28 protein-coding genes and 2 pseudogenes are annotated in these 26,480 nt (G+C 51.6%); 20 read left to right on the top strand and 10 right to left on the bottom strand.

The genetic code is table 11. From position 1 onward, the window contains the following. Positions 1 to 46 precede the first annotated feature (46 nt). The 4 genes and pseudogenes from BI292_RS23985 to BI292_RS23970 all read right to left on the bottom strand — a co-directional run bounded on the left by BI292_RS23985 (position 47) and on the right by BI292_RS23970 (position 5,502). Complete coding sequence (locus BI292_RS23985) at positions 47 to 1,615, bottom strand: MFS transporter (RefSeq protein WP_256592737.1); 1,569 nt, start codon at positions 1,613 to 1,615, stop codon at positions 47 to 49. Next, positions 1,572 to 3,464, bottom strand: a complete 1,893-nt coding sequence (locus BI292_RS23980) for an anthranilate synthase family protein (RefSeq protein ID WP_371918755.1) — start codon at positions 3,462 to 3,464, stop codon at positions 1,572 to 1,574. Before BI292_RS23980 ends, BI292_RS23985 begins: the two co-directional genes overlap by 44 nt. A 56-nt stretch (positions 3,465 to 3,520) precedes the next feature. Continuing rightward, on the bottom strand, positions 3,521 to 4,144 hold the full coding sequence (locus tag BI292_RS23975) for an isochorismatase family protein (RefSeq protein ID WP_101209425.1): 624 nt from the start codon (positions 4,142 to 4,144) through the stop codon (positions 3,521 to 3,523). 380 nt (positions 4,145 to 4,524) lie between these two features. Further along, positions 4,525 to 5,502: pseudogene (locus BI292_RS23970) on the bottom strand (IS5 family transposase). Between the two features lie 547 nt (positions 5,503 to 6,049). On the opposite strand from BI292_RS23970, the gene BI292_RS23965 reads away from it, so the two are divergent. Further along, positions 6,050 to 6,682, top strand: coding sequence for a TetR family transcriptional regulator (locus tag BI292_RS23965; protein ID WP_101209424.1), 633 nt, complete (start codon positions 6,050 to 6,052; stop codon positions 6,680 to 6,682). A gap of 535 nt (positions 6,683 to 7,217) precedes the next feature. On the opposite strand, the gene BI292_RS23960 is transcribed toward BI292_RS23965, so the two are convergent. Further along, the gene (locus BI292_RS23960) at positions 7,218 to 7,850 is read right to left on the bottom strand and encodes an NAD(P)H-dependent oxidoreductase (RefSeq protein WP_101209423.1); all 633 of its coding nucleotides are present in this window, start codon (positions 7,848 to 7,850) and stop codon (positions 7,218 to 7,220) included. 91 nt (positions 7,851 to 7,941) lie between these two features. Here BI292_RS23960 and BI292_RS23955 point away from each other — a divergent pair, with 91 nt between their 5' ends. Beyond that, positions 7,942 to 8,583: a TetR/AcrR family transcriptional regulator gene (locus BI292_RS23955; protein ID WP_101209422.1), complete on the top strand. Its 642-nt coding sequence runs from the start codon at positions 7,942 to 7,944 to the stop codon at positions 8,581 to 8,583. Positions 8,584 to 9,250: 667 nt separating this feature from the next. On the opposite strand, the gene BI292_RS23950 is transcribed toward BI292_RS23955, so the two are convergent. Both BI292_RS23950 and BI292_RS23945 read right to left on the bottom strand, forming a co-directional pair. Then, positions 9,251 to 9,838: an NADPH-dependent F420 reductase gene (locus BI292_RS23950; protein WP_101209421.1), complete on the bottom strand. Its 588-nt coding sequence runs from the start codon at positions 9,836 to 9,838 to the stop codon at positions 9,251 to 9,253. A 42-nt stretch (positions 9,839 to 9,880) separates the two neighbouring features. Then, entirely contained in the window at positions 9,881 to 10,489 is a 609-nt protein-coding gene (locus tag BI292_RS23945; protein ID WP_101209420.1) for an FMN-dependent NADH-azoreductase, read from the bottom strand. Positions 10,490 to 10,610: 121 nt separating this feature from the next. Here BI292_RS23945 and BI292_RS23940 point away from each other — a divergent pair, with 121 nt between their 5' ends. Both BI292_RS23940 and BI292_RS23935 read left to right on the top strand, forming a co-directional pair. Then, positions 10,611 to 11,510 carry a LysR family transcriptional regulator gene (locus BI292_RS23940; protein ID WP_101209419.1) on the top strand — a complete coding sequence of 300 codons (900 nt, stop codon included), beginning with the start codon at positions 10,611 to 10,613 and terminating at the stop codon, positions 11,508 to 11,510. A 168-nt stretch (positions 11,511 to 11,678) separates the two neighbouring features. Further along, positions 11,679 to 11,867, top strand: a complete 189-nt coding sequence (locus BI292_RS23935; protein ID WP_101209418.1) for a hypothetical protein — start codon at positions 11,679 to 11,681, stop codon at positions 11,865 to 11,867. Positions 11,868 to 12,264: 397 nt separating this feature from the next. Here the strand turns inward: BI292_RS23935 and BI292_RS29550 are convergent, their stop codons facing one another. Further along, positions 12,265 to 12,606 (bottom strand): hypothetical protein, encoded by a 342-nt coding sequence (locus BI292_RS29550; protein WP_371918752.1) that lies wholly within the window; start codon positions 12,604 to 12,606, stop codon positions 12,265 to 12,267. Positions 12,607 to 13,008: 402 nt separating this feature from the next. On the opposite strand from BI292_RS29550, the gene BI292_RS23920 reads away from it, so the two are divergent. The 4 genes from BI292_RS23920 to BI292_RS23905 all read left to right on the top strand — a co-directional run bounded on the left by BI292_RS23920 (position 13,009) and on the right by BI292_RS23905 (position 17,213). Beyond that, positions 13,009 to 13,431, top strand: coding sequence for a hypothetical protein (locus BI292_RS23920; RefSeq protein WP_101209417.1), 423 nt, complete (start codon positions 13,009 to 13,011; stop codon positions 13,429 to 13,431). Between the two features lie 125 nt (positions 13,432 to 13,556). Beyond that, complete coding sequence (gene tssI / locus BI292_RS23915; RefSeq protein ID WP_101209416.1) at positions 13,557 to 15,560, top strand: type VI secretion system tip protein TssI/VgrG; 2,004 nt, start codon at positions 13,557 to 13,559, stop codon at positions 15,558 to 15,560. Next, the gene (locus tag BI292_RS23910) at positions 15,557 to 16,363 is read left to right on the top strand and encodes a hypothetical protein (protein WP_101209415.1); all 807 of its coding nucleotides are present in this window, start codon (positions 15,557 to 15,559) and stop codon (positions 16,361 to 16,363) included. The genes tssI and BI292_RS23910 overlap by 4 nt, the downstream gene beginning before the upstream one ends. A 49-nt stretch (positions 16,364 to 16,412) precedes the next feature. Next, entirely contained in the window at positions 16,413 to 17,213 is an 801-nt protein-coding gene (locus BI292_RS23905; protein WP_101209414.1) for a hypothetical protein, read from the top strand. A 174-nt stretch (positions 17,214 to 17,387) separates the two neighbouring features. On the opposite strand, the gene BI292_RS23900 is transcribed toward BI292_RS23905, so the two are convergent. Further along, complete coding sequence (locus BI292_RS23900; protein ID WP_101209413.1) at positions 17,388 to 17,831, bottom strand: TIR domain-containing protein; 444 nt, start codon at positions 17,829 to 17,831, stop codon at positions 17,388 to 17,390. Between the two features lie 95 nt (positions 17,832 to 17,926). Here BI292_RS23900 and BI292_RS23895 point away from each other — a divergent pair. The 3 genes and pseudogenes from BI292_RS23895 to BI292_RS23885 all read left to right on the top strand — a co-directional run. Next, positions 17,927 to 19,077, top strand: a protein-coding gene (locus BI292_RS23895; RefSeq protein ID WP_101209412.1) for an IS3 family transposase whose coding sequence is annotated in 2 segments (ribosomal slippage) — positions 17,927 to 18,161 and positions 18,161 to 19,077 — 1,152 coding nt in all. Because the reading frame shifts where the segments join, the coding sequence is not laid out codon by codon here. Between the two features lie 370 nt (positions 19,078 to 19,447). Beyond that, positions 19,448 to 19,756: a hypothetical protein gene (locus tag BI292_RS23890; RefSeq protein WP_101209411.1), complete on the top strand. Its 309-nt coding sequence runs from the start codon at positions 19,448 to 19,450 to the stop codon at positions 19,754 to 19,756. Between the two features lie 35 nt (positions 19,757 to 19,791). Further along, positions 19,792 to 20,232, top strand: a pseudogene (locus tag BI292_RS23885) (transposase); the annotation flags it as partial. 45 nt (positions 20,233 to 20,277) lie between these two features. Here BI292_RS23885 and BI292_RS23880 read toward each other — a convergent pair. Next, a complete protein-coding gene (locus BI292_RS23880) occupies positions 20,278 to 20,748 on the bottom strand; it encodes a Cro/Cl family transcriptional regulator (RefSeq protein ID WP_101209410.1) in 471 nt (156 codons plus the stop codon). A gap of 340 nt (positions 20,749 to 21,088) precedes the next feature. On the opposite strand from BI292_RS23880, the gene BI292_RS23875 reads away from it, so the two are divergent. The 9 genes from BI292_RS23875 to BI292_RS23845 all read left to right on the top strand — a co-directional run bounded on the left by BI292_RS23875 (position 21,089) and on the right by BI292_RS23845 (position 26,450). Beyond that, positions 21,089 to 21,469, top strand: a complete 381-nt coding sequence (locus BI292_RS23875) for a hypothetical protein (RefSeq protein ID WP_101209409.1) — start codon at positions 21,089 to 21,091, stop codon at positions 21,467 to 21,469. A 22-nt stretch (positions 21,470 to 21,491) separates the two neighbouring features. Next, complete coding sequence (locus tag BI292_RS23870; protein ID WP_101209408.1) at positions 21,492 to 21,896, top strand: hypothetical protein; 405 nt, start codon at positions 21,492 to 21,494, stop codon at positions 21,894 to 21,896. A gap of 79 nt (positions 21,897 to 21,975) precedes the next feature. Beyond that, positions 21,976 to 22,539, top strand: a complete 564-nt coding sequence (locus BI292_RS23865; RefSeq protein ID WP_101209407.1) for a hypothetical protein — start codon at positions 21,976 to 21,978, stop codon at positions 22,537 to 22,539. A 62-nt stretch (positions 22,540 to 22,601) separates the two neighbouring features. Continuing rightward, complete coding sequence (locus tag BI292_RS29545) at positions 22,602 to 22,796, top strand: hypothetical protein (protein ID WP_157831302.1); 195 nt, start codon at positions 22,602 to 22,604, stop codon at positions 22,794 to 22,796. Between the two features lie 42 nt (positions 22,797 to 22,838). Continuing rightward, positions 22,839 to 23,375, top strand: a complete 537-nt coding sequence (locus tag BI292_RS23860; RefSeq protein WP_101209406.1) for an HAD domain-containing protein — start codon at positions 22,839 to 22,841, stop codon at positions 23,373 to 23,375. A gap of 125 nt (positions 23,376 to 23,500) precedes the next feature. Continuing rightward, positions 23,501 to 23,905, top strand: a complete 405-nt coding sequence (locus tag BI292_RS23855) for a hypothetical protein (RefSeq protein ID WP_101209405.1) — start codon at positions 23,501 to 23,503, stop codon at positions 23,903 to 23,905. Positions 23,906 to 24,016: 111 nt separating this feature from the next. Continuing rightward, positions 24,017 to 24,244 (top strand): hypothetical protein, encoded by a 228-nt coding sequence (locus tag BI292_RS29540; RefSeq protein WP_371918754.1) that lies wholly within the window; start codon positions 24,017 to 24,019, stop codon positions 24,242 to 24,244. 42 nt (positions 24,245 to 24,286) lie between these two features. Further along, positions 24,287 to 24,820, top strand: a complete 534-nt coding sequence (locus BI292_RS23850; protein WP_256592736.1) for an HAD domain-containing protein — start codon at positions 24,287 to 24,289, stop codon at positions 24,818 to 24,820. A gap of 91 nt (positions 24,821 to 24,911) precedes the next feature. Next, on the top strand, positions 24,912 to 26,450 hold the full coding sequence (locus tag BI292_RS23845) for an IS3 family transposase (protein WP_101209404.1): 1,539 nt from the start codon (positions 24,912 to 24,914) through the stop codon (positions 26,448 to 26,450). Positions 26,451 to 26,480 lie beyond the last annotated feature (30 nt).

Genomic DNA, 26,480 nt, shown 5'->3' with positions numbered 1-26,480 from the left:
AAATTGGCGGATAGTGCTTTGATAATCGAATAATCCGATCCAGTGATTATTCGGGAAGTGTTTTGGGTAGCCAGTAGACAGCGAGTAGGCCTACTGCAAAGGTAAGGAGGCCAGCAACAGCTATTGCTAGATGCATACCAGTCAAGAATGCCTGCTGTGCTTGAGCAATTGTTTCGGCGGCGAGACCTGACGTATCGAGTGTTTCGTTCAGTGTGCCGGCAACGTCAGGGCCCGAAAGGCGAAACCAAAGTGCTGCGAGTGAACCGAGCACGGAGATACCCAGCGCGTTGCCGATCTCGTTACTTGTCTCTGCTATTGCGGCTGCAGCGCCTGCTCGCTCAGGTGGTACTGCTGATACTGCAATTTCGGCGACGAGGCTGAATGAAAGGCCGTATCCGATGCCTGCGATTATTGTTGAGGCGACAAAAAAACCTGCACCGTAGTTGGTGTCCGTCATCAGTAGCAGCAACATCCCACCGCTGATCAGGAAGTGCGTAGCTACAAGCGCCCATTTTTTTCCGATCATTTCAACGATTTTGCTCGTCCAAATACATGTGGCGGTTAGTACTAGGGCTCCTGGCACAGTCAGCAGTGCGGTGGTAAAAACGTCGAACCCTAGTACTGATTGAACATAGATGCCTACTAGATAGCCAGTAGCAGACCAAACCACCAGGGACAGTAGTCCAGTCAGAATCGCAATAGTGAAAATCCGATCTTTGAATAGGCTCACGTCTAGCAAAGGGTGCTTGAGATTGCGCTGCCTGCTGACGAACCAAAAGAGACCAATGACGCCAATCACGCCAAAGACCATCTGACCGGTGGAGATGCCGTACGCTGCAGCCGTTTTGAGCGAGTATGTGAAGAGCAGGATGCCAACAAACGAAAGTACGAGGCTCGGAACGTCGATCTTACCTGTCGTCTCAGCGTGTACCTCGCGCAACAGATACGGTGCGGAGAGCATGAAAATCAACACCACGGGAACGTTGATAAGAAAAACAGATCCCCACGTGAAATTATTCAGCAGCATTCCGCCGATCAGTGGCCCGACCGCAAATCCGCCTGCGAAAGTCGCTGCAAAAATTCCGATAGCTTGCGCGCGCTGCTTAGGATCAGGAAACAGGTTGCTGACAATTGCCAGGCCAGAAGGCAATAGTGTTGCTCCTCCCAATCCCATAAGAGCTCTGAACGCAATTAGGCTCTCAGGGGTTGTCGAGAATGCAGCTCCAACGGATGCCCCGCCGAAAATCATTGCTCCCACCATCACAAGCTTCAATCTTCCGTATCGGTCACCGATGTTTCCGAAAGCCACCAGAAGCGATCCGACTACGAAACCGTAAATATCTAGAATCCATAGTGCTTGGTCAGCGCTAGGCATAAGAGATGAGGTGATTCTGGGCATAGCTAAGTAAAGAACGGAACCGTCCATCGCGACAAGTGCAACCAGTCCCAATACCGTAAGTAGTCCTAGCCATGCTTGCCTATCTGCAGGCTGAGCGATAGTAGCTTGGTGCATAATAAAATGACCTTTAGTTATGTGTTTGTTGATGAAGCAAAACTCTAATATGAGCTTTTTACTTAAGCAGGTCGCAAATGGCCGTGCCGAGTATTTTTGCACCGTGCTGGGTCAGTACTGACTCGGGATGAAATTGAAACGATGAGAATAGAGGCCCGCGTAGTGCGTGCACTTCACCAGATTCAACATCACGACTCACCTCAATTGATATATTTGCACCATATTGAATTTTTGAATGATTTGTTATCGCGGAAAAAGTGTTATAGAAGCCAGCTTTTTCCTGGGTTCCAAAAAAATCGATTTCTTTCTGAGTTCCTTGGTTTGGAGTTTCTTTGCGCATCAATTCGAGCCCCAAGTGAGAACAAAGCACTTGGTGGCTTAGACAGACAGCTAAGAACGGGCGACGTTGATCAAGCAACATTTTGACTGCCTTGCGCAGGCTGTTAACTCTTGCATCCTTTTGATCGCAGGGGTCTCCTGGGCCAGGGCCTAATACAAAGATATCGTAGTCATCGAAGTTTACTGGTTCTCTTGCATTTGCCACGGTAACTGACAGACTGAATGCACTGAGTTGGTGGCATATCATTGACGTAAACGTGTCCTCAGCGTCCAAAACTAAAACTCTAAGACCTTCTAGCTCCTTTTGTGGGCAAGCACGGTCATTCGCAGATGCTTGCCAAAAATTTGAAATGTGGTCATTTCTTTTTTGAAGCGCAGCACTGATGAGCGGATGGGTGACAAGGTCTTTATATCGGTTTCCAGGAGATGGATCACCGGACTTGGAATTATGGGTTCCGGTTGGTGTATCCAAAACGCCAAGGGCTGAAAGCAGACCTGACGCTTTTGCTCGGGTTTCAGCGGCTTCTGAAGTTGGGTTCGAGTTTCTTACCAGCGTGGATCCGGTAGAAATTCTGATTGTTCCATACTTATTTATATCTGCAGTGCGGATCATAATCGAAGAATCCACGTAGTGCTGACCGCTTCGTTCGCGACCTAACAGCGCGACGATTCCGCTGTAATATGCGCGGCCCTCAGGCTCATATTTTTTTATGACCCGGCAAGCGTTTTCGAGCGGGCTTCCTGTGATAGTTGGAGCAAACAAGGTCTCGCGCAGAATTTCCCAAGGTTGCGATTGGGTTTCCCCTTTGATGAGATATTCCGTGTGTGCCAGTCGAGTCATCGCTTTCAGATAGGGGCCTTGGATAGTGCCGCCTTGGGCGCAAACATTGCCCATCATCTTGAGCTCCTCATCCACGACCATATATAGTTCTTCAGTTTCCTTACGGTCGGCCAGGAAGTCCAAAACTCCTTCGACGCTCGGCCCTGATGCCGGATATCGATAGGTACCACTGATGGGATTCATGGTGACCACGTTTTGCTCCATGCTGACGTGCCGCTCAGGCGTCGCACCGACGAAGACCCTGTCACCGGTGTAGATGATGAAAATCCAGTAAGCGCCTATTTCCTGTTGCAACAACCTGCGAAAGAGCGTCAAAGCTTTGCTATGATTAAAATCCTCAATGGATGCGAGGAATGAGCGTTTCAATACGAAATTTGAACCTGCCCCCATGCCAATTTCATCGTTGATAATCTGCAAAGCAGTCTCGGCATAAGCGTCATCATCGATGTCGTAGTGCTCACCGGTTAACGTGATGCCCGTATCAGGAATTTGCTCCAGTACGTCGCGTTTCGAGAGAGTTGTTGCTGCATCAATGCTCAGTGCGATCAGTGGTTCTTTGTCATCAATGCATTCGAAGCCACGTTCAGTTATCTGGCGATATGGAATGATCGCCAATACGTCATGTCCACCGATTGTTGACCCTCGTGGACGATAGCACCGGGAAAGATCGGCGAGTTTTTCTAAGTGCTCAACTGTACCTGTCAGAATATCGACGGAGTCGCCGTTCGCGGATTCTGGGCGATAAATCAGCGCAAACGCAGGAGGTGACATGGAAAGAACACTATTGAGCAGCTCGTTGTTATCGTCGGGCGCGTTCAGAGGAGTGGTCATATAAAGACATCCTCAGTCGTGCAAACAACGGCGCAACGTTGTGCCGCATACTCAAGTGCAAGGCGATGATATTTTTCTGAAAAGTCTGCGACAGCGTCCGCAACTAGAAACGTCTGAATGTCGTTGGTGAATGCTTCAACTGCGGTGAACAATACCCCGACGTGAGCGTAGACCCCGCAAATTACAAGCTGGTCACGACCTGCTTCACGCATGCGTTCGAGTAGACCTGAGCGAAAGAAAGCGCTGTAACGCCATTTAGTAGAGATCCAATCGTTGGGTTCAGGTGCTAACTCCTCAACGATTTTACGATCTTCCGGATCAACCTTCATTCCTGGGCCCCAAAAGTCCTTTAGTAAGCCCCGTTGTTCTGGACTCATACCACCAGGCTGGGCCGAATACGCTATAGGTACACCCAATCTCCTACCGCGCTCGCACAGTAATGAGATGTTTTGGACAAGCTGAGTACGATGTTCCCCGTTAAACGGCTGAACGAAGTACCGCTGCATGTCATGAATGAGCAAAACAGCACGGTCGGGATCGATACCCCACTGGGCGATGTTTGGGGGAAGATCAAATGAAGTGGGCATTTCGTATGGTGCAATGGATGGTATGCCGGTCATGATTCTCTCCTTGAAAACCAACAAATGAGTGCACCCTCTGCGAGGACGGTGGCGACTAACGGACTACAGTGCACATGGCGGACATTCCATATGCCTGTGTCGAATAATCGTGTCACCGTGCGACACATTATGTCAACTGACAAAATTCTCATTGCGATAACATTCATCTGGCGACACACAATAAAAGCCTATTTTTCAATTACCTATCTGTATTTGTATCCAAATAATTCTGCTAGGGAAGGTCTGAAGTAGTCAGCGATTTTTGATGCCCTCGTTGGTAGAGGTTCAAAAAACGCTGGCTGGTCAGAAATCAGACCTTTCTTGTTCTTAACTCATCTTTTCACCCTTGAGCGACGCCTTTTAAAGGCGCTTTTCCCGCATTACAGGCGCACCTCTCCCGCGACCAGCAGTCGTTTTCGCATCATCCACAGGTTCGACAGGGCAAATAGCGTGGCCTGTTGCGCGGTGTTTTTCATCAGGCCGCGAAAGCGCACTTTCGTATAGCCAAATTGACGCTTGATCACTCGGAATGGATGCTCAACCTTCGCCCGGACTTGTGCTTTCGCATATTCGATTTTGCGCCGCAGGCGCCCGATCAAACTCTTTTTCGCGTGTTTTTTATAGCTGCTGGGCCGGGCGGCAATCGACCAGATCACCTTGCGATTCTGATGCTCAGGACGCTTATCCACGCCGGTGTAGCCGGCATCGTCAGACACGTATGATTCCTCGCCATGCAGCAACTAATCGACCTGCGTCACGTCCGCCACATTGGCCGCCGTGCCCACCAGGCTATGCACCAAACCCGACTCGGCATCGACGCCGATATGCGCTTTCATCCCGAAGAAATACATATTCCCCTTCTTCGTCTGATGCATTTCGGGGTCGCGTTTGCCGTCTTTATTCTTGGTCGAACTCGGCGCATGAATGATCGTCGCATCGACCACCGTACCGTGGCGCAACAACAGGCCATGGTCGCCCAGATAACCGTTGATGACCTGCAAAATCCCGCCGGCCAATTCATGTTTCTCCAACAAGCGCCGGAAGTTGAGGATCGTAGTTTCATCGGGAATCCGATCCAGATGCAGTCCCGAAAACTGGCGCAGGATAGTGGTCTCGTACAGCGCTTCTCTCATCGCCGGATCGCTGTAGCCGAACCAGTTCTGCATCAGATGAACTCGCAACATCGCCATCAACGGATACGCCGGACGACCACCTTCGCCTTTCGGATAATACGGCTCGATCAAGGCAATCAGTCCCTTCCAGGGCACGACCTGATCCATCTCGATCAGGAAACACTCGCGGCGGGTCTGCTTACGTTTGCCGGCGTACTCGGCATCGGCGAAGGACATCTGTTTCATCGGGGCTCAACCGTCGTGTTCGGATCAGCGGCTATTTCACCAAATCTGAAAGTCTTTTTCAGAGTTTCCCTAGGTGAGGTTTGTGCTGCAGCCATAAGCTAGTAATCATGGGGCGGCTGTTACCGAGAACCAAATTTAGGGAGGCATGCTCTCTCCATCGGTCAAGGCCCGCTCGGGTCACCAAATAAGCAAATCTGAAATGTGATTCGAGACTGAGGTTTTTTAAAATTCTCGGCTCCCGGTGCGTTTTTTGGGGGCTGCCAAGTTCATCCAATATCGTGCTCAAGGTTGATTCAGTTTCCCTCGCCGGGTTGACGGGGGCAGGTCGGCTCCGTCCTATAATGATCAGCATTTTTTTCGCGAAATCTTGAATCCTTGCGCTAAGCCCATCGCGTCCCAGCGAAATCATAACGGTTCAGTCTATGACATTTGTCGTTGTGAGTTATTTATCTCGTTGAGAAAATAGTCTGCCTATGTTAAAACGTAGGAGCTCAGCTGGCATTAAGACGAAGGCGAGGAATAGAAATTAATCAGGAAGAGGTAGATTGTGAAGGCACCTGAGGATATCGGCCGCAGAGAGCGGAAGAAGTTGATGTTACGTGAGGCTTTGATCGAGTCAGCGTACAATTTGTTCGAAGAAAAGGGATTTGACGAGACAAGGATTGAAGATATTACGGATAAAGTAGATGTGTCTTCACGTACTTTCTTCCGGTATTTCTCTTCGAAAGAGGAAGTCGTTCTTGATTACCAAGAAGTCGAACATGATGAAATCATAACAGCCTTGAGTGCGAGACCTGAGGGCGAGCCAATTTTGACGGCTTTGCGTCACGCAGTAGTTGAGGTTGTCAATGGCTGTGAGCTTGGTTCTTATGGATTGGACTCCGATAGGTTCAAAGTTTTAAAGCATCTGATTCGCGGCCATCCATTAGTTTGCGCTAGAAACTTAGAGCGCACACAGATTCGTCAAGCTTCATTGATTGCAGTGATTGCAAGTAAGATGGGTGTTGATCCTGCTCAGGACATTCGTCCCGGTGTCGTCGCTGGTGTTTTGGAGTTTGCGCATAGTGCCGCTTATGAAGTTTGGAAAGATTTAGACGGACGCTCTGTCCTATATTCAGATGTGCTTGATGACGTCTTCGTGCTGATTGAAGAAGGGCTGAATTTTAGCTGCGAAGGCTGATGCGACACTTTGTATTGGCCTTGTCGGGGAGCCATTACAAATCGAGAAGCCACTTTAAGTATCCGTAGACTTAGCGATGGCTCTCGTATACTCGAAAGCCATATGAAGATGTGTTCAACCCCCTTGCTGTTGCGCTCCTTTCTTCTAATTTAATTTTGTTTTGGTACTCCCTTACGCAGCAAGCGTTTCGACGTCGTGAGTATTTGCGAGACTATTTAATTGATTTTTAAATGAAACTTATATCATTACCGTTCATGATTGGCAGTGGGTATATATAATTGTGGCAACTGCTGCTGTTATGTTGGTTGTGATTTTCGATGAATTGATATTTTGCCTTTAATGCTTTAGCTCTTTTTTCGCTGCACAGCCTTATAAATAGATTGATTTTTCAGATTTGATAAAACCATTCGTTCATACGTTCATCTGCTTTTTCCTTTGATCAACCAATTGCATTGTTGCTATTTATTCTTTGCATCAAGTCTTAGCCGATGTTGGTCTATGATGAGGCTGACAGAAGACGTTGAGCAAACGATTTTCAAACTGCAGAGATGGAATTTTCTTCGTCACGAACACACTCCTTGGATGCACTGAACAAGTTACGACCTAGGCTTCGTGCTGCTTCCAAGTGAAAAATTGGATCTCGGCTTTCTGACTCCAGCATGAGTTCGGACGTAGCGACGCTTGCGCCGCAGTAGTCAAAGATCCCATGCTCAATCTGCGTTTTCATGGCATCAGCATATCCGTATCTAGCATAGGTTCCCTTATCGGCGCCTCCGACGGCCACCAAATGAACTTGCAGCTTACTAAGATTTTTCACAAGCGTGGTTTCGGGACTAAAGTCAAAAGCCCATCCATTCGTAAATACGCGATCTATCCATCCCTTGAGAATCGCCGGCATCGACCACCAATAAATGGGGTAGACCAGAATAAGTGCATCTGCACGATCGATTCTCATTTGTTCTGCGGCAACATCTGCAGGGGGCCGCGCTTCCCTGTGATGAACTGCAAGGTCATAGGCTGTGAACCTTGGATCGAAAGCTTCTGCCGAGAGATCGGCGATTTCGAAGGAGTTAGTGGGGTCAGTGGATATACCTTCAGCGACTTGTGTGGCGAGGCTATGGGTAAGTGACCGGGAATCATGGTGGGCAATCACGATAAGTGCGTGCACGGCGAAAACTCCTGCGTGTGATTGAGAGGCAACGGCCTAACCTATATACTATCGGTAGGTTACACCCATAAGTTACGTTTGGTATATAGTCATGTCAAGCAGTAAAACAGTTGAGCAGGACACAAATCCAGAGCCCCGCCGCCGTCTGTCAAGAGAGGATAGGCAGCGTCAGTTAATGGACGTCGCCTGGCGGCTTGTTCGGAACGAGGGAACAGATGCGCTGACGCTTGGAAGACTCGCTGAACAGGCGGGCGTTACTAAGCCCGTAGTTTATGACCACTTCGTCAGCCGACCAGGTCTGCTCTCGGCACTCTATAGAGAGTTCGACACACGTCAGACCGCGCTCATGGACGCCGCTCTTCAGGCCAGTGAGCCGACGCTGATAAGTACGGCAACGGTCATCGCGTCGTCTTACATCGACTGTGTGATGCTCCAAGGCACCGAAATACCCGGGGTGATCGCGGCGTTGGCCAGCTCACCCGAGCTCGGAATGATCAAGCGTAGGTATGAAAAGGTCTTCCTGAACAAATGCCGGCTGGCCTTTCTTCCATTTGCCGGAAAGGGCGATATCTCATCGGCGAGCCTGCGTGCGATGCTTGGTGCGGCTGAAGCACTATCCCACGCCGCCGCCAATGGAGAGATCACACCCAAGCAAGCGATGGATGAACTTTTAGAAATAATCGTCTCGATGGTTGAAAGAAGTTCACGCGGTGGCTCCCCAAAAACTGAATAGACAGGGAAAGGGCTTTCGCGGCTCGATACCTATCCTGCTTTGCGTTGAGCATTTGATAGGGAAGACAAGCTCCATCACGATCCTACGTAGCGCATCGCTTTGATATCCGCTGTATCAGCTAATCCAACCTACGCCAGAGCGCGATACGTACGCTTCATTTCGGTGTCGCTCGCTCCGCGAGCCTCATAGTGATGACTTCTCATTTTTGCCGGTGGTGTCTAATGCGCCCTCGTACATTGCCCCCAACCTCACACGATCCTAGCTGGTCGACGCCAGACCGTCAGTTCCATGATGGCAGACTCAAGGACTTGCTGGTTTACGTTGGTCGTGAATATCAGGGAAGGGAGCAGTTCTGAGTTCGGCATTGCGAGTCCTCCATGCAAGAGGTTAGCTTAGCAAAGGGTGAGTCAAGCCGGAGGTGACTTCGATCTCGTTGAGTCTTGGGTGGCCAAGTGATTTTGGTTTGAGTACAAAAGGGCTCTTCGAGGGCCCTTTTTATGGCACGGATCACGATGTGCGTGATACCACAACCTGTTTCAAGGTAGTGGAACTCGTGGCTTCGGTGTGTACCAGACCCTTCCATCGAGCGTCTTTCTTAGACTACCTCCTCATGCTTAGTGCAACCCCACAGGTAGTTGCTCACGGCACATGAACCACAGCCATCAAATCATTGATATTTGATGATGTTTTGAAGGATGAGTGGGCCGCCCAAGCCCAGCAACTTTCCGCCTTCATCAATCTCACCCAAGGATATCGGGGCAAAGCCCAACTGATCCACCAGTTGGGTAACGGTCGTGTTGGCTTCCTGATTCCGGCTCCACACAAACATCACTTGGCGCCCTCCATCTCGCGCAGGATCTTTGGCGAGCATTGCCGCAGGGAGCTGGTTGAAGGTTTTCACCACCCTTGCGCCGACAAAAGCGGTGGCGACGACGTCAGTGGAAGCGCGGTCGCCAAGTTCCTGAGGCGGCACGCCATAAGTGTTCATCGCATCGATGACGATCCTGTTCTTCCAGTTCGCGAATTGCTGGCCAATCTCTCGATGAGCGCCGAAAGGAATGGCGAGAATGACGATCTCTGCTTCGAGGGCCTGTTCAAGAGGCTGCGCAGTCACGGTGTTGCCCAACTCATTGATGAGCGGCGCGAGGCTGATCGGATCTCGGGTGTTGGCGATTGCGACGGGAATGCCATTACGGGCGAATTGGCGGGCGAGGGCGGTGCCCACCTTGCCGGAACCGATGATGGAGTAAGTCATGCTCAAATCCTCTATTGCGGGAAAAGGAAGTGCGGGTTGTGATCAGCCGGTGATGGCAGCGATGTCTTCGAGAGCTTTAGCGATGGCGGCATCTTTGACCTGCGCATTGATAGCCAAGCCCTCAGCACGAATAACCTTTGTATCGCTGATACCCAGGAACCCCAGCAATCCGATCAGGTAGGTCTCTTGATGTTCCAAAGACGCCGCAGGACTCCCAGAGGAATACACGCCACCGCGAGATGACGCGATGTAGGCCTGTTTGTCTTTCAACAGGCCTTCGGGGCCTTTGTCGGTGTAGTGGAAGGTTTTGCCGACCAACGAGATTCGGTCGATCCACGCTTTAAGCGGAGTAGGGATCGTGAGGTTGTACATGGGCGTGCCGATGACGACGACATGCGATTCGAGCAGTTCTTGCAGATATGCAGTGCCTTTGTAGAGATCTTCCGTGAGCATTGCATTGTCACTCCCGGCACCCTGCCATGCGGCCAGATGCTTAGCAGAAAGGTGCAGGGCTGGGTCGAGCGCGAGATCCCGGTAGATCACCTGGCTGTCAGGATGTAGTGCTTTCAAGCGATCAACAATGTTCGAGGACAAATGGCGGCTGACTGAAGCAGTACCGAGAATGCTGGAGTCGAGATGGAGAATTTGCATGGTGAAGTCACCTTTATCGTGCGGGTTGAGCGTCACGAGAACGATGAGCTTTTACCGTGCATCTGAATAGACGGTATATTGAGATGTAAAGTATCTCTGCATGAGATGGAGCGAAAACGAAATGCTCGACGGCGTATCACTTGATCAGCTGCGAACCTTTGTTGCAGCAGTGGATGAGGGCAGCTTTTCGGCGGCGGCCAGAAAACTCAATCGAGTTCAGTCGGCCGTCAGTGGTTGGGTCGGTAGCCTAGAGGATCAGATTGGCGTCGTACTGTTCGACCGCTCTGGACGATTTCCCAAACTGACGCCTCAAGGCGCGCTATTACTCACGGATGCACGCAATATCGTCTCTGGAGTGGACACTTTGAAGGCACGGGCCAAACTCATGGCATCGGGTCTTGAGCCAGAGTTGTCGGTGGTGGTGGACGTGTTTTTCCCCACCTCGGCGATTACCGCAGTGGTCAAGGAGTTCGCCGAACGTTTCCCGCTGACGCGATTGAAAATGTTTGTCGAAGGACTGGGCGCCGGCTATCAACCGATATTGGATGGCCGTTGCAGTCTCGGCATTCTGGCCTCGCTGCCAATGAACTTTCCCTCCTTATCCAGCGAGCGCATTGGTGAGTTTTCACTGGTGATGGTGGCCGCCGCAGATCATCCGCTTTCCAGCCTGACGGGCAAGTTATCCAAGCGTGAACTGGCAAAGCACATCCAACTGGTGCTGACAGACCGTTCAGAAATGCTGGGGGGACAAGATTATGGCGTGATATCGCCATTGACGTGGCGCTTGGCCGATCTATCGACCAAGTACGCCTTCCTAAAAGACGGCGTCGGCTGGGGCAGCATGCCGTTGCATATGATCGAACAAGATTTGGCGGCAGGCACTTTAGTGATGCTTGATGTCGAGAGCATCCCCAGAGAGGGGGTGAAGATCGATATTTCTGCTGTTCACTCGACCAACACGTTGCCTGGGCCGGCAGGGCGTTGGTTAATTGATCGCATCAAGATCAGCCCGCACAATTAGTATCAGCTGCCAACCTGAGTCGAGCTGCCATGAGCGCATCGACAAGACGCTGCCGCACGTGGCGACGCCGCTCCGTGTCGCTGCCAAGCGAAGCAGCGCATTTGCTGGCTGGCGTGATATGGCGAAGTGGGATATGTATCTCTGATCTCACACTGGCAGGAGGCCTACATGAGGTTGCAGAGCGATATTGATGCGCTAGCGGCGATTGAAGAGGACGCTAAAGCGATGCTAAGACGGATAGGGCTACCCGATGACGCCCAGAAACTTGAGGTCGTCGTCTTCCTACGACAAATCGTCGACCTAGCCACCTACATGGAGTCGGCTGATCGATTCATTGAGACGCCGATCATTGCCTGAGATGCCCACAGCCGTAGAGCGCTGGTCACCAGTGGACGATTCGTTCGGTCTGTTGCGGAAGTAGGGACAATCGCACATTCGGGCCTTAAGGCCCGGCTCATCACTAACCCAGCATTTCCTTGACGATCGAAGCCACATTTCTCGCATCGTCGATACCTCGGTGATAAGTACCCTGCCAAACTAGACCCAACCATTCGACTGTTTGCTTCAGACTTTTCGGCTGATCGTCGTATGGGCCTGTATGCCACTTCCTGACGTCGAGATGCTGCAATCCTGAGAGCAGGGAAGGGCAGGCAGCGAATCTTGGATCACGCCCCAGCTGCCTTGCATCATAGTCACCATGCATTCGTGAGTTCGTCTATTCGATCCACGACTTGAGATTTTTTGATAGGACTAGTCATCGCGTGTTGCCGACAAATTCTTCTATCAGGTACACAGCGTCGCCGACATCCAGTTCGAGCTCCTGCAGCGCTTCGTCCGGAATTCGAATCGCACCGTCACCAGGGTATCTTTCGATTCCATCATCACATCCTTCAGATAGGCCGCGGGCGCAGCGGCTGATCCTGCTGAAGGGCAGTCCATCAGAACGCATCGGCGATAGTAGGCATTCCTTTAAGGAAACTCTGAAGAAGACTTTCCGATTTGGCAAAATACCCAGACTCCACCCGCCGAGTTTCCCGATGATGCAAATGACCTTCGCCGATGCCGAGTACGCCGGCAAACGCAAGCAGCCCCACATGTGGGCGCTCCGACCGTAGAGGTGTTACGAGAATACAGTAGTGCCTGAGCCTCAAAAGATAGCTCGGCCCCTGAATGACTACGTGCTCCTTAATGCTTGAATACGGAAAGCGACTTGGCCGCGCGCTTGCCGAACATCGTCATATCTATCCGCTCTTCAAACGCTTACCAAGAGATAAATGGACAGTCAATTCTCAATGTGGTTTTTTTTCTTTTCATTCGGTAGCCAATAGCCACTATTCAATAACAAGCACGAGAGCGGGTATCCTCTCGCTGGCTGTGACATTGAAGGAAATCGGAGCATGACCTTAGGATTTTTGCTTCAGCTCCGTGCTAGCGCTTCGAAGTAAAGTCATTGTGCCCAGATAACGGCCGTATTTCCCATGGTTGAAAAGGAAGCTGCATGAGTGGTTATGTGCCAAAAACAGCTTTGGCAAACATGCCTAAAAATTGCAGCACCTGGCTTGTAGCATCTGTTGACATTCATGCTCTCTGTTGGAAGGAATACGAAGACTGCCCATTGAATCAAGACGCCAAGATCAGCAAAGTGGGCTGTATGTTCATAAGGGGCTGTGACCTTCTTGGCAGTGTGGCCGACCACAAGAAACGAGCCGGGTTTTTCCCTGTCAAGGGACTATCCAACTGGGGCGAACTTTCCATTATTGTTGGTCATGAAACAGATGTGGACGCAGATATTTCCCTCAAAAAGATCAGTGGTAACACTTTACCTGCTGTATACGGAACTCTTCTAGTCGACCGGCCTCCTATTGCTGCTGCTGCTGCTGCTGCTGCTGCTGCTTCCTGTGGAGAACACTGCACTGCTTAAAATAATGGGGCCTTTCTCAAGCCAACTACGTTGATGGATATCGGCTCATTCGAAGCGACTGCCAGCTCTCAGAATAGAGTGCATCAAACCCCCTCATTCTCATTTTTCGGCTTAAGGATAAGCTTATGTTTGCGCCTGCAGATTCCGCACACTTCGCGCTACTGATCCCTTCTATCCGCAATGATTTCAAAGTGCTGGCATTTGATGGCGCGGAAGCCATCAGCACCCTGTATGCGATCAAGATAGAACTCGTAAGCGAGTACCCAGACCTCGACCTGGAAAGCCTCTTAAGCCAGCAGTCATTTCTTCAGTTTGGGCTGAACGGCGAGGGCATTCATGGGTTCATCGAAGACGTGTACGTTGGCGATGCCGGCAAGCGCCTGACCAGATACCACATAACGCTCGTGCCAGCTTTGCACTATCTGCAGTTCAGCTACAACCAACGTATTTTCCAGAACCTGACGGTGCCGCAGATCGTCGCACAGGTGCTGAATGGGCACGGGATCCAGTCAGACGCCTTCAGTTTTAACGTCTCCACCAGCCCCGTGCGTGACTACTGCACTCAGTACTTGGAAAGCGACTTCGAGTTCATCCAGCGGCTGTGCGCCGAGGACGGCATCGCCTGGCACCACCAGCACAGTCAGGATGGTCATCAACTGGTGTTCACGGATGATCAGACCTTCTTCCCAAAGCTTGGCGATACGCCTTACCAGCAGGGCTCAGGGCTCGCTGCAGACAAGCCAGTGGTCAGCCGGTTCTCGATGCGCTTCAGTACACGCACTAGCACCACAACGCGTCGTGGTTACGATCTCAAGCGGCCAAGCGTACTGCTTGAGAGCGCATTCACTGCTGAGTTCACGCCAAAGCTTGAGGATTATCGTTATCCCGAGCTAATCGAGAATGAAAAGCTTGGTAAGCAGCTCGCCCGGCAGGGAGTTGAGCGACATCGCGTCGACTACCAATTGGCTGAAGGGAGTAGCGACCAGCCTACATTGCGTAGCGGCCATTTCTTCAATCTGATTGAGCACCCACGCAAGGTATGCAACGACTTGTGGTTGTTGGTGAGTGTTAAGCATGAAGGCAAGCAACCCCAAGCGCTTGAGGAATCCGTTACAAGTGATACCAGCCCAGCGGATGGCTTCACCCAGGGCTACCGCAATACCTTCAGTGCAATTCCGTGGGATGTTTTTTACCGCCCACCTATGCCTGAGCGTAGAGCTGTCTTGGTGAGTCAGACAGCACGTGTAACTGGGCCGGCTAACGAAGAGATTTTTTGCGACGAGTATGGTCGCGTCAAGGTGGAATTCCATTGGGACAGGGCAGAGCTGAATAGCGATCACAGCAGCTGTTGGTTGCGGGTGGCCTCAAGCTGGGCAGGGGAGGGATTCGGTTCGGTGACCATCCCGCGTATTGGCATGGAAGTCGTTGTCACCTATTTGGAGGGGGATCCTGATAAGCCCCTAATCACAGGTTGTGTTACGAACAAAGTCAACGCTCCGGTCTACCCGCTGAAGAGCCCTGAGCGTAACTGGGGTTGGTTTGCCAGTTCCCCGAATCATGATGTCGATGTAATCGCGACTCATATGCGTGAACGTCTTGTGGCCGGCGAGCGCCCGAATCAAGCCATCTACAGATTTCACGACAACAGAGTGCTGACTCGCGCCCTGACTCACCTCAATGCTGATCAATACCCTCAATACCTCGGGCCAATATCCAGCGTGTGTTACTGGGAAAGCTCGCAATGGGCTGTCACGGAGAACTCCAATCCTGGCGAGCACCCATTACCAGCCAGTCCTGCGTGGCTGAGCATTCCTCAATCTGAGGCAGCTAGCGCGGCTGTGGAGTTTGATAATGTCCGTCGCTACCTCATGGTCGAGCACACCGAGACGCTAGCCAAGCTTGCTGAACAGGAAAATTTTGATGCTTGGTTGCGCACACAGCTGGAACTGGCTCGCAGCTGGGGCTGGAAGGAGCCGGAGCAGCTTCACTTCTTTGTCGATCAGAGTTTAAAGGCCCCGGAGTATCACCTGCCCAAGTCATGGTTCCCGCACCACGCCGAAACGCCAGAAGCACACTTCGAGCGCATTCATGAAGAGTCGCTCTACTGGCAGGGCGAGACCTCCGTATGAAATCTGTCGTCCAAGGGATGATTTTTAGCGGATGCCTGGCACTTATTATGGGCTGTTCGGCTGCCGTCAAACCAAGCACCTTTACGCTGACAGCCGACTTGCCGTCGAATTTCGCGTACACAGCAACGGTGCATTATTCGCAAGCCAAAGACCAAAGCTGCTTCGGTGAGGCCACTGAACGAGTTAACGAAGAATGGCGAACTGACTACAAAGCAAACGCCCGTATCGATATTCACAAAACCGTCAACGGTTGCGATTTAGTAATGAGTGACATTGGGCTGTATGTCAAAGCCCCCTATGGGCCAGGAGAAAGTGATTCTGCCACTGCTTTCGCCAGCATTATCGTGCGTGATCCGATTGAAGATAAGTTCAAAAGCGGCTTCAGCGCTGCAGGCGAAAGCGACTTCTATGGCGCATGCCAATCGCTATTTCTCACGAGAGAGGATTCGCGCCGTCTGGTAAAGGTACTTGAGTGCAAAAGTACCGACGCTCAAGGCACCTTGACCTTCAATCAACCGTTCTCAGCAATGGGTATGTCACTGCAGGGGCATCCTTTCGGTGGCTACACCCTGGAAGAATTGCCCGGTAAAACAGTTCGACTAAAAATCAAACTTGTCGAAGAAAAACCCTACATAGAAGATACGTGGGTCAAGGTAGCAGGCGGCTGGAAACGTTGTATGGGTAAGGGTTTTGAGGATGAGGGCGCCTTTTGCTCAGGTAATCACGTCGATTTCAGCACCTTCAAAATGTCTGATGGCCGTAGTTGCACCATCTACCCCGGCTGCAACGAAAATAAGGAATGAACCCCATGACGCATATAGAAAATCTGCACATGACAAGAGGCAAAACCTTATGAATAGTGCAGTTTTTGGGCTGACTTTTACGGGTTGCATGATGCTTTTGGTTGGCTGCACAGCCACGGCGTCTGACAAGTCGAACACCTTCACCTTTACTGCGGATCTACCGAAGAATTTCGCCTACGTCGCGACGGTGAGTTACGTGCCCGCTAAAGGCCAAACGTGCGACTTGGCTAAGCGCGACAATCTGAATCCGCAATTCAACCGCGAGTGGAGAAAGGAGTACAAACCGGATTCGCAGATTGAAATACGGCGCTCCAGTAAAGGCTGTGAGTTGGTGATCAATCAGATAGACCTGGAAATCAACGCTACTTACGGTGCTGATTTTGGAGATATGGGGAGAGACTGGGCGGGCGTTTCCGTGCGCGAGGATCTCTTGAGTATGGATAAAGGCGTTTTTAACTCAGCTGGTGAGAGCGAGTTTTCCGGCCAATGCCAATGGATGTTCCGCACGGCTGGTGGTTTGCGTCGACTGACAAAAATTCTCGACTGTAAAACATACGATCCGGCTGGAAAGCCAATACCAGGTAAGCCATCTGCCGCCTATACCCTGGATCAACTCCCTGGTAAAACCGTACGGTTGAAAATCAATCTCGCTGATGAAGAGCGACCTTACATGAAGGATACCTGGGTCAAAGTCAGCGATGGCTGGAAGCGCTGCATGGGCAAAGGATTCAAGGATCAGTACGCATTTTGTCGTGGCAATGAGAAGGATTTCAGCACTTTCCTCATGCCTGATGGCCGCAGCTGCACCATTTACCCTGGATGCACCGAAAACAAGGAAGTCACTCCATGACAGTTAAGCCTATGAAGACGTGGGAAAAACCGTTTTTCAATAACCGCGTACACGCCTGCCCTAGGGGAGAGGTTGTGTTCAAATCAATCTGCGTTCGAGTCATCGCGTGCGCATAGTTAATCCGTGTCTTAGAGAAAGAGGAGACGCCCTTCGGCGCCTCGGAAACGAACCTGATTATGGTTTGCCAGCCGCTTTCGCCGCAGCCTCAACCCACTTGCCCAAATTTTCGCGGCCGTTGTTGTTATTCCACAGATAGTGGGGGGCGCCTGGGACGCGAAGGGTGCAGCAATCGGTCGTTTTTCCGTTGAGGTCTGCGACCTTGCTGATGTCGATGGTCAGGATGCCATTGCCACCCGCGATGCTTTGTTCGATCTCGTACTGCACCCATTTGCTCTTGTCAGTAGTCGCACCAACCAGAACCACCGTTACGCTCGTTCCATGCAACTGATCGTTGATCCATTTCTTGATGGCCGCATCGCCCCTGCGCTCGACTTCCTCAAAATCGGCTTTGTCGATGAAGCCTACTTTGGTGTCAGCTGCGATCACGTTACTGTTGCGCACGTTCATCGCACGGTGCACGTCTTCGTACTGGAAGCTGAAAAATACCTTTCTTGCCATGATGATCGTCCTTAAATGAGAGGCAGTAGGGAGTGAATCGCCCCGGGTTTCGTAGACACCTCCAAGCCTTAAAATGAGGCCCATTAGGAGGTGCCATGAGCAACCAGCGATATCCCGAAGAATTCAAAATCCAGGCGGTCAACAAAGTGACCGAAAAGAAGCTTCCTGTCTCGGAGGTGGCTGCACGATTGGGTGTGTCCGTACACAGCCTCTATGCCTGGGTTAAGCGCTACACCAAGCCCCAAGAACAGCGCGTTGAGGAGGATGATCAAAGCGCAGAGGTTCGTCGTCTACGTGCCGAGCTGAAGCGGGTGACGGAGGAGCGAGACATCTTAAAAAAGGCCGCCGCGTACTTTGCCAAGGAGTGCGGCTGAAGTACGCCTTTATTAAGCAGCAAGCGGGTCATTACGCGATTCGACGGCTTTGCTTGACGCTCAAGGTTCATCCCAGCGGCTACTACGCGTGGCTATCAGAACCAAAATCTGCGCGAGCCAAGGACGATCAGCGACTGCTTGGATTGATAAAACATTCCTGGCTGGAAAGTGGTGGTGTTTATGGCTATCGCAAGATCCATGATGACCTGCGAGAGGTTGGTGAGAGCTGTGGCCGTCACCGGGTGGCTAGGTTGATGCGCCTTGAAGGGCTACGCTCTCAGACTGGGTATCGACGGAGGCCGGGGAAATATGGCGGTAAACCAGCCGTTGCCTCACCGAACTTACTGAAGCGCCAATTCGATGTCAGAGAACCCAACAAAGTCTGGGTCACAGACATTACCTACATCCGAACATATGAAGGCTGGCTGTATTTGGCCGTGGTGCTCGATCTGTTTTCACGCCAGATCATTGGTTGGTCAATGAAGTCGCAGATGACCAGCGACGTAGCCATTGATGCACTGCTGATGGCGGTTTGGAGACGCAAGCCGAAGCAAGAGGTGATGATCCACTCGGATCAAGGCAGTCAGTACAGCAGCTCAGATTGGCGAAGCTTCTTGAAAGCTAACAACCTGGTGGCCAGCATGAGTCGTCGAGGTAACTGCCACGACAACGCGGTGGCGGAGAGCTTTTTCCAGCTGCTAAAGCGGGAACGGATCAAGCGTAAAATCTACACTACACGCCAGGATGCTCGGGATGATGTGTTCGATTACATCGAGATGTTTTACAACCCAAAACGACGCCACAGTTTCAACAATCAGCTGTCACCGGTAGAGTTTGAAAAGCGTTACGCAGCGAGCCTGGAGAGTGTCTAGAAAACCCGGGGCGATTCAAAGCCAAGTAAGTTGTTTATAACAGGCCTTAACAAATACATACATGGCAAGGATGCAAGCGAAACGTCTTTACTTTCATATGAATCGATTATTAGAAGTAGAGTGCCGCGCTTGATTTTACTGGACTTCAAATTTCTGGAGTCGTTTGTGATCCACTGTATGTATGACTGGCCACAAAACGTACTCTGTAGGATCTGCAAGCCGACGGTAATCGCGTCAGATGTCGTGAACGACATAGTCGATTTTGCAGTAGATCGTATCAATACTTTTCTGGATAGAAAGCCAGCTATTTTTAGTATTGGTGCGCTGTAATTCTAACCAGCGATACTCTATTTTTTAGAGAGACTTTGACATGACTAAATACTCCATCTCCAGCCCTGCATTCACCATCAATGGTATCAAGAAGAAAGCAAAGCGGATAAAGCGAGAGCAAAACGTTGTTTATTGCGAGGCATCGAACATTGCAGCCAAAATATCAGGCTACCATGGTTACCAGCACGCCCTCCGTACGCTTCAAAAAAATGATGTTGACGGTGAAAGCATTCAAGAAAATTCATCACGCAAACCTGCAACCATTAATGAGGGAGAGGTGACTGCACTGAACGAAGATTTGATCGTGGCAGATGGCTGTGTAATTCCAAGCTTACTTCGTAAAATTTAAACCATCTTCGACGCAGCAGTATGACTGCGGAGGGTTTCGACATTATGACGGGCTAGGTCATCGGGCGGATTACCCAACGTCATCGGGCCAAGGAGTATAGCGCTCCTGCGACCGACGAACGCAGCACACCGGCCGCACTGGATCTGCATTTGATTCTGGATAACAGCTCAACCCACAAAACTGCCACCATCAAGCAGTGGCTGGAAAAGCATCCACGCTTCAAATTGCACTTTACCCCGACGAGCGCGTCCTGGCTGAACGCCGTGGAGGGCTGGTTCTTCTAGCTGGAAAGACGAGCGCTGGGCCGGGGCATCATCACCAGCGTGGCCGAATTTAAAACGGCCATCCGCTAATTTATCTAAGCCCATAACGAGCACTCAGCCGCCCACCTTAAATGGAGTAAAACGGCTGAAGCCATTATCAGTTCGGTGCGTAAAACAAAGCGGAGCATAACCAAAAATAAATTAATGAATTAACCGCTCAGGCCACTAGATAATACAGAGCCCTTCTCTGGTGAGTTGTCATTTTCTCCAGTACTCCATTACTGAACTGAGTGCTAGCCCCAACCTGGTAGCCGCCTGCTGTGGAGATGCACCTTCAACCTTAAGAGCGAGCACTGCCTTCTCATTCTCGGTGTTTAGCGGTCTACCGCGAGACCTCTTGACCAGGGAGCCGGTGGCATCGAATTGCTCCCGGATCAGCTCCATCCCGCCAGCGGCCTCGAAGTCAGCGAGCTTGTTGATCGAATCGAGAATCCTCTGCCGAGGTACGACTCCCTCTCGCTCAGACACACACAGCGCCACCAGGGCGATCGCATCTAGACCCAACGACTCAGCGAGAGCGTCGAATTGCTCAAGGGTAATGCTCGTCTGAGCATTCTCGAGTTCAGCGACTTTGCGACGGTGCGTGGCGTCCGAGAGGTCGGCATACCGGGCACCACGGACGAGACGGAGTGCACGCAACACTCCTGCGAAAGCGGTTCTGAGATCCATGACTTGGCCAAAAGTCAGGATATAGCCACATTTGGGCTTTACGAATAAACGCTGAATCAGTGTATTATTCGTAATTGTTGAGTTCCCTTGAAGCGACGCATTTGGGTAGGGGTGGCTGGTGAAGCACCATCAGCCCTTTTTTGCTACATCGTCAACCATGTGGATAGCACTGAAATCGAGCCCACCAGGTGAGGCATGACGGCTAGAGGGAGCGGAGGCCAAATCTCCTAGCATTTCAGAGCCAGCAGCGCTCCGCACGAGGTCTGAGTGATCAGTATTTTTAAACATAAATTGCCAGCTACGTCTCTGGCAGCAAATGTTGACTACTAGGTAGGTGAATGTGTTTGTAACCAATGGAGATGCGCTGAAGGGTCGTTTCAACGCAGCTGACAGCGTTCGGCTGATTTGGAAGTCTGTTGAGCTCAATCCTGTCAGCTACTACTTCCTCGTTGAGGGTTGCGGGTTGGTCGATGGTCAATTTGGCCCTTGGGTTCGGCTGGTGTCCGATGTAAAGGAGCTTGATCTCCTTTGTACAGGAGAGGGGCTTGAAGCGCTGAATGTGAATCAAGTTCAACTGCTTGCACCTTCTTCCATGACGAAGCGTGCGGGGTTATCGATGGAGTTGCTTTCGGAAATACGTATAAAGCCCGGAACTGAGAGCAGCCCAGTTTACGAGTTCATCACAAAAGCTGGTCAGCACTTTGAAAGCGCGACGAATTAATGGGACGAATTCCGGAGAGCCCATGGCTACAACACTAGAAGCGGCCAGTCAATTTCTTTATGCCTCAGGTGAGAAGGCTCCCGGATGGCACGGTACTCAGGACGGGCTGAAAAACCTCGCCGAGCTAGCCTTCCCTGGAAAACCTTTCTGCCTGGTGAAGCAATGGATCATCGCCGACTTGCAACTCACCCCGAACGAGCATCAGAAACTCACTTCCATGGGGATCCTACCCACGGTCGTCTATGCACACGAAGTCGTTCAGGACAGCCGACAGCGATTCGCGCCCGGGCACTGGGTACGCACCAATTTCGGACTATCGCATGACCACCCATGCATGTTTGAAACCAAAAGCACGATCTACCTGTTGCTTGGTGATGGTTTAAGGAAGCAAGCAAAACTTAGTACCGTTTTTTCGCTTCGCGCGTAACTGACTCAACACTTTCACCCTCGCTGCCAGTCAAGCAGTGCGATTGGCTACGTCCTAAAAAAAATTACAGGAGCACGTTTTGATTCGATTTGATTGCCGTCAGGTCACTGGAGTGATCGAGAAGCCACGAGTGATTGCCGCCGTGCAGGGGACTGTCACCGCGCGCATCGTTATCGATGGGCAGGTGCTACCGAATGTGTTGCTGCCAGGAAAGATTTTTGAAGAGATTGAGGCGGGGGAGCGTGTGACCCTGTACGGCATCTTCACAAAGAAAAAAGACAAGACAGAAAACAAAGCCATCATCTACGCCGTAAAAGGCTCGAGCGGAAAGCTCGTCGCGGCGAAGCAGTACCAGATAAAAGTGCCGATGCTAATCATCCTCGCAGCAATCCCCTTGATGATCGCGGTGGCTGTCGCAGGATGCTTCATTTCGCCTTATCCGATTCACCTTGTAACCGGTAGCGTCGACCCTGGTTATCTGGTACCGGCGACGTTTAAGGCTGCAGCTTGGGAAGGAGTCGCTGCGGGTGTGTTCATGGTTGGATGTGCGATCAACTTCATTATGAAAAGTAGCCAACCGGAAAGCTGGGCGGTGATCGATGCTGCGACACTTTCTCAGCGCTTCAGCAAGGCGTTTAAGTAATCGCTTCTTAGCCAGGCTTCCCCTTTAGTGGGTGCTCTGGCTAAGCGAAGGGGAGGTGGCACGTGCAGATTGATGAGCAAGAGCGTGAACGGCGTCGTAAAGCAGTGTCTGAGGTTCTTGGTTGTCAGGCACTCGAAGGTGTGAGGCCTTCCTCTACACACCTTGCTGAGCTGCAGCGATATGCGGATGGTCTGGTCAGTCTTGACGAACTTCTGATGGAGTTGATTGAGTGCATACGGCAGCGCTCTCCCAGGTAGGCAGATAGCTTCCGGGAGGACTGGCTTTGAGAGTTCTATTACATGCTTGATTCGAACTGCCCGGCAAGCAGCCGGCTGACGCCGAATGATCGAGTTCTATTTCTCGATTTTGATGGGGTGCTGCACCCGGACGACGTTTACCGAACGCGGGGTGGCTTGGAGTTGCGTGCCCCCGGACAACTCATGATGCATGCCGGAATCCTTGTCGAGATAATGAAGGAATTTCCTAACGTCAAAATCAGCTTGTCGACAAGCTGGGTGCGCATCCTCGGTTACCGCCGTGCACGCGCTGCCTTGCCATCCGATTTGCAGGCTCTCACCGTGAGCAGTACATGGCACTCAAAGATGCCGAGGGCACCACTTGAAGGCTATGACATGTACAGCCGATATCAGCAGATTCGTGCTGCGGTAACCAGAGCTGGCCTGACGAAATGGATCGCCCTTGATGATGATCCTTTTGAAAGCTGGCCAGATCACGATCGACGGCTGATTCGGACTGATCCTGACTTGGGCCTTAGCTCAGAACCGACCCAAGAAGAGTTACGGGTCAAGCTGAAAGCGTTGATGGAGGCGGAGTGAAAGACGAGCTTGATAATCAGCACCTGTGCCAATTGAATCGTTCCTGATCGAAATTCGATGAGCAACCATTCAGCAATGAGCCTCAGCAAGCGGAGTTTCGCTGCGAACGAATTCGAGAAATTTATATGGTCACGTTAGAAGAAATCACGCGGCTGCTTTACGGGGCAGGGGAAGAGATGCCTGGCTGGCTGGGTACCCAAGATGAGCTGATTGCATTGGCCGCAAAAGCCTTCCCTGGAAAAGCATTTTGCGTAGTACGGCAATGGAATTTGATCGACCTTACGGTTAACCCAGATGAGAAAGAAAAGCTCACCGGGCTCGGGCTACTTCCCACGACGCTATTCGCTCATGAGATAGTCCTGGACAGTAAAGGCCGCTTTCAACCTCAAATGTGGGTTCGCAGCAATTTCGGCGTGTCTTTCACCGAAGGCTGCATGTTTGAAACCAAGAGTACGGTCTACCTCCTCCAGGGAACAGGTCAAAGAAAACCAGGAAGCTTGGCCGCCGCCTTTTCGATGAAAGTAGGCTGAGAGGTGATCACCACTGAGAAGTATTGGTTCGATAGGGGCTAATGTCGATGTCTTTCTCAGCGCTTCAGTAAGGCGTCTAAGTAAGTAATTCATACCAAGTTTCCCCTTTTGGTGGAGGCTTTCTCGGCGAAGGAGAGGTGGCACGTGCAGAACGATGATCTCGAGCGCGAACGACGTCGCAGAGCAGTGGCTGAGGTTCTTGCTTGTCAGGTACTCGATGGTGTGCGGCCTTCCTCTACGCACCTTGCTGAGATGCAGCGATATGCGGATGGGCTTGTCAGTCTTGACGAGCTACTGACGGAGTTGATTGAGTGCATACGGCAGGGCTCTGCAGGGTAAGCAGATAGCTTCCAGGAGGGCTAGCTTTGAGATTTTTTTTACATGCTTGATTCGAACTGCCCGACAAGCAGCCGGCTGACGCCGAATGATCGAGTTCTATTTCTCGATTTTGATGGGGTGTTGCACCCAGACGACGTTTACCGTACCCGGAGTGGTTTGGTGTTGCGTGCATCCGGTCGACTGATGATGCATGCCGGAATCCTAGTGGAGATTCTGAGGGGATTTCCTCAAGTTAAAATCAGCTTATCGACGAGCTGGGTGCGCGTCCTTGGTTTCCGCCGTGCACGTGCTGCCTTGCCGCCAGAGTTGCAGGTTCTTGCGGTGAGCAGTACATGGCACTCCAAGATGCCCAAAGCGCCGCTTGAGGGCTATGACATGTACAACCGCTATCAGCAGATTCGTGCTGCGGTAACCAAGGCTGGTCTGACGAATTGGATTGCCCTGGATGATGATCCGTTGGAAAGCTGGCCAGATCACGATCGACGGCTGATTCGCACTGATCCTGACTTGGGCCTCAGTTCACTGCCGACCCAACAGGACTTGCAGCTCAAGCTTAAAGCTTTGATGGCGACGTAAGAACATTTCCCGCGACGATTTGGAGTTGCCGCTAAGCCATGGGTTTATTTGGGGGATGCGGCGGAAATCTTGGACTACCTGGAGGTAGTTCATGTATTCATACGAAGACCGCATCCGAGCAGTCAAGCTCTACATCAAACTGGGGAAGCGCACCGGGGCAACGATTCGTCAGCTGGGCTACCCGACGAAGAACTCTTTGAAGAGTTGGCATGCAGAGTATGAGCGATGCCTCGACCTGCCGCGTAGCTACGAGAACTCGAAGTCGAAGTACTCACTGGCCCAAAGGGAAAAGGCTGTCGGGTACTATCTCGAACACGGTCGCAGCATCGCCGCTACCATCAAAGCGTTGGGCTACCCCGCACGGGATTCGTTGCGTGCTTGGATTTACGAATTGCACCCCGAGTTGCATATGCGTGTCGTCGGCCGATCTGATGGGTTGGCCCGCCCGCCAGCGATGAAGCAGGCAGCGGTCATCGCGCTGTGCACGCGACAAGAAAGTGCGAAAGCCGTGGCTGAAAAACTAGGCGTATGCAGGCCGACCTTGTACAACTGGAAAAACCAGTTACTAGGCCCAGAGGCATCCGCATCCATGAAACGCCGACAAAAAACTCCATCGTCACCGGAACGAGAAGAGTTGGAGCGGCAACTTGAATCTCTTCGGCTCGACGTGCGTCGTCTGCAGCTTGAACACGAACTGTTGATGAAGGCGAATGAACTCATAAAAAAAGATACGGGCATCAATCGGCAAGTCCTGACCAATCGGGAAAAGACATTGCTGACTGATGCCCTGAGGCAGACGTATTCTTTGTCCGAGCTGCTTGAAGCGCTGGGCTTGGCCCGAAGCTCTTATTTCTATCATCGAGCCCGAATGCAGGTCGCGGAAAAGTACACCGAAGTGCGTCATGCCATGGCGGACATTTTCGAGCGCAATCATCGCTGCTACGGCTACCGACGCATGAGAGCTTCGCTGAGTAGGCAGCGTATGCGTCTGTCAGAGAAGGTGGTGCAGCGCTTGATGAAGCAGGAGTGCCTGGTCGTCGCAAAGCCGAAACGGCGTCGATACGGTTCCTACCTCGGGGAGATCAGCCCCGCGCCGGAAAACCTCGTCAACCGGGACTTCACCGCTACTGCTCCGAATGAGAAATGGCTGACTGACATCTCGGAGTTCCAGATCCCGGCCGGCAAGGTGTACCTGTCCCCTATGATCGACTGCTTCGATGGCAAGGTCATCAGTTGGTCGATCGGCACGCGTCCTGACGCCGAGCTTGTGAACACGATGCTGGATGCCGCCGTTAAAACGATGGCCTGCCAAGATAAACGGCCTGTTGTTCACTCCGATCGTGGCGCTCACTACCGCTGGCCCGGCTGGTTATCGCGCATCGCTGATGCGAAGCTGATTCGTTCGATGTCGCGCAAGGGCTGCTCGCCTGACAACGCGGCTTGTGAAGGCTTCTTCGGCCGGCTGAAAACGGAACTGTTCTATCCTCGCAATTGGGAGTCAACGAGCATCGAGCAGTTCATTCAGACTTTGGATTCATACATTCGTTGGTACAACGAGAAACGAATCAAAATTTCCCTCGGCGCTCTCAGTCCCATTGAGTATCGTGAGAGCCTGGGCCTCGCGGCATAACCAGTCCAAGTTTTTGTCCGCATCCCCAAA

Origin of the sequence: Pseudomonas sp. 43NM1, from assembly GCF_002836905.1 — a bacterium.
Taxonomy (GTDB): domain Bacteria; phylum Pseudomonadota; class Gammaproteobacteria; order Pseudomonadales; family Pseudomonadaceae; genus Aquipseudomonas; species Aquipseudomonas prosekii.
Note: the sequence above shows the minus strand (reverse complement) of the source record. Positions and strands in the feature narration are given on the sequence as shown.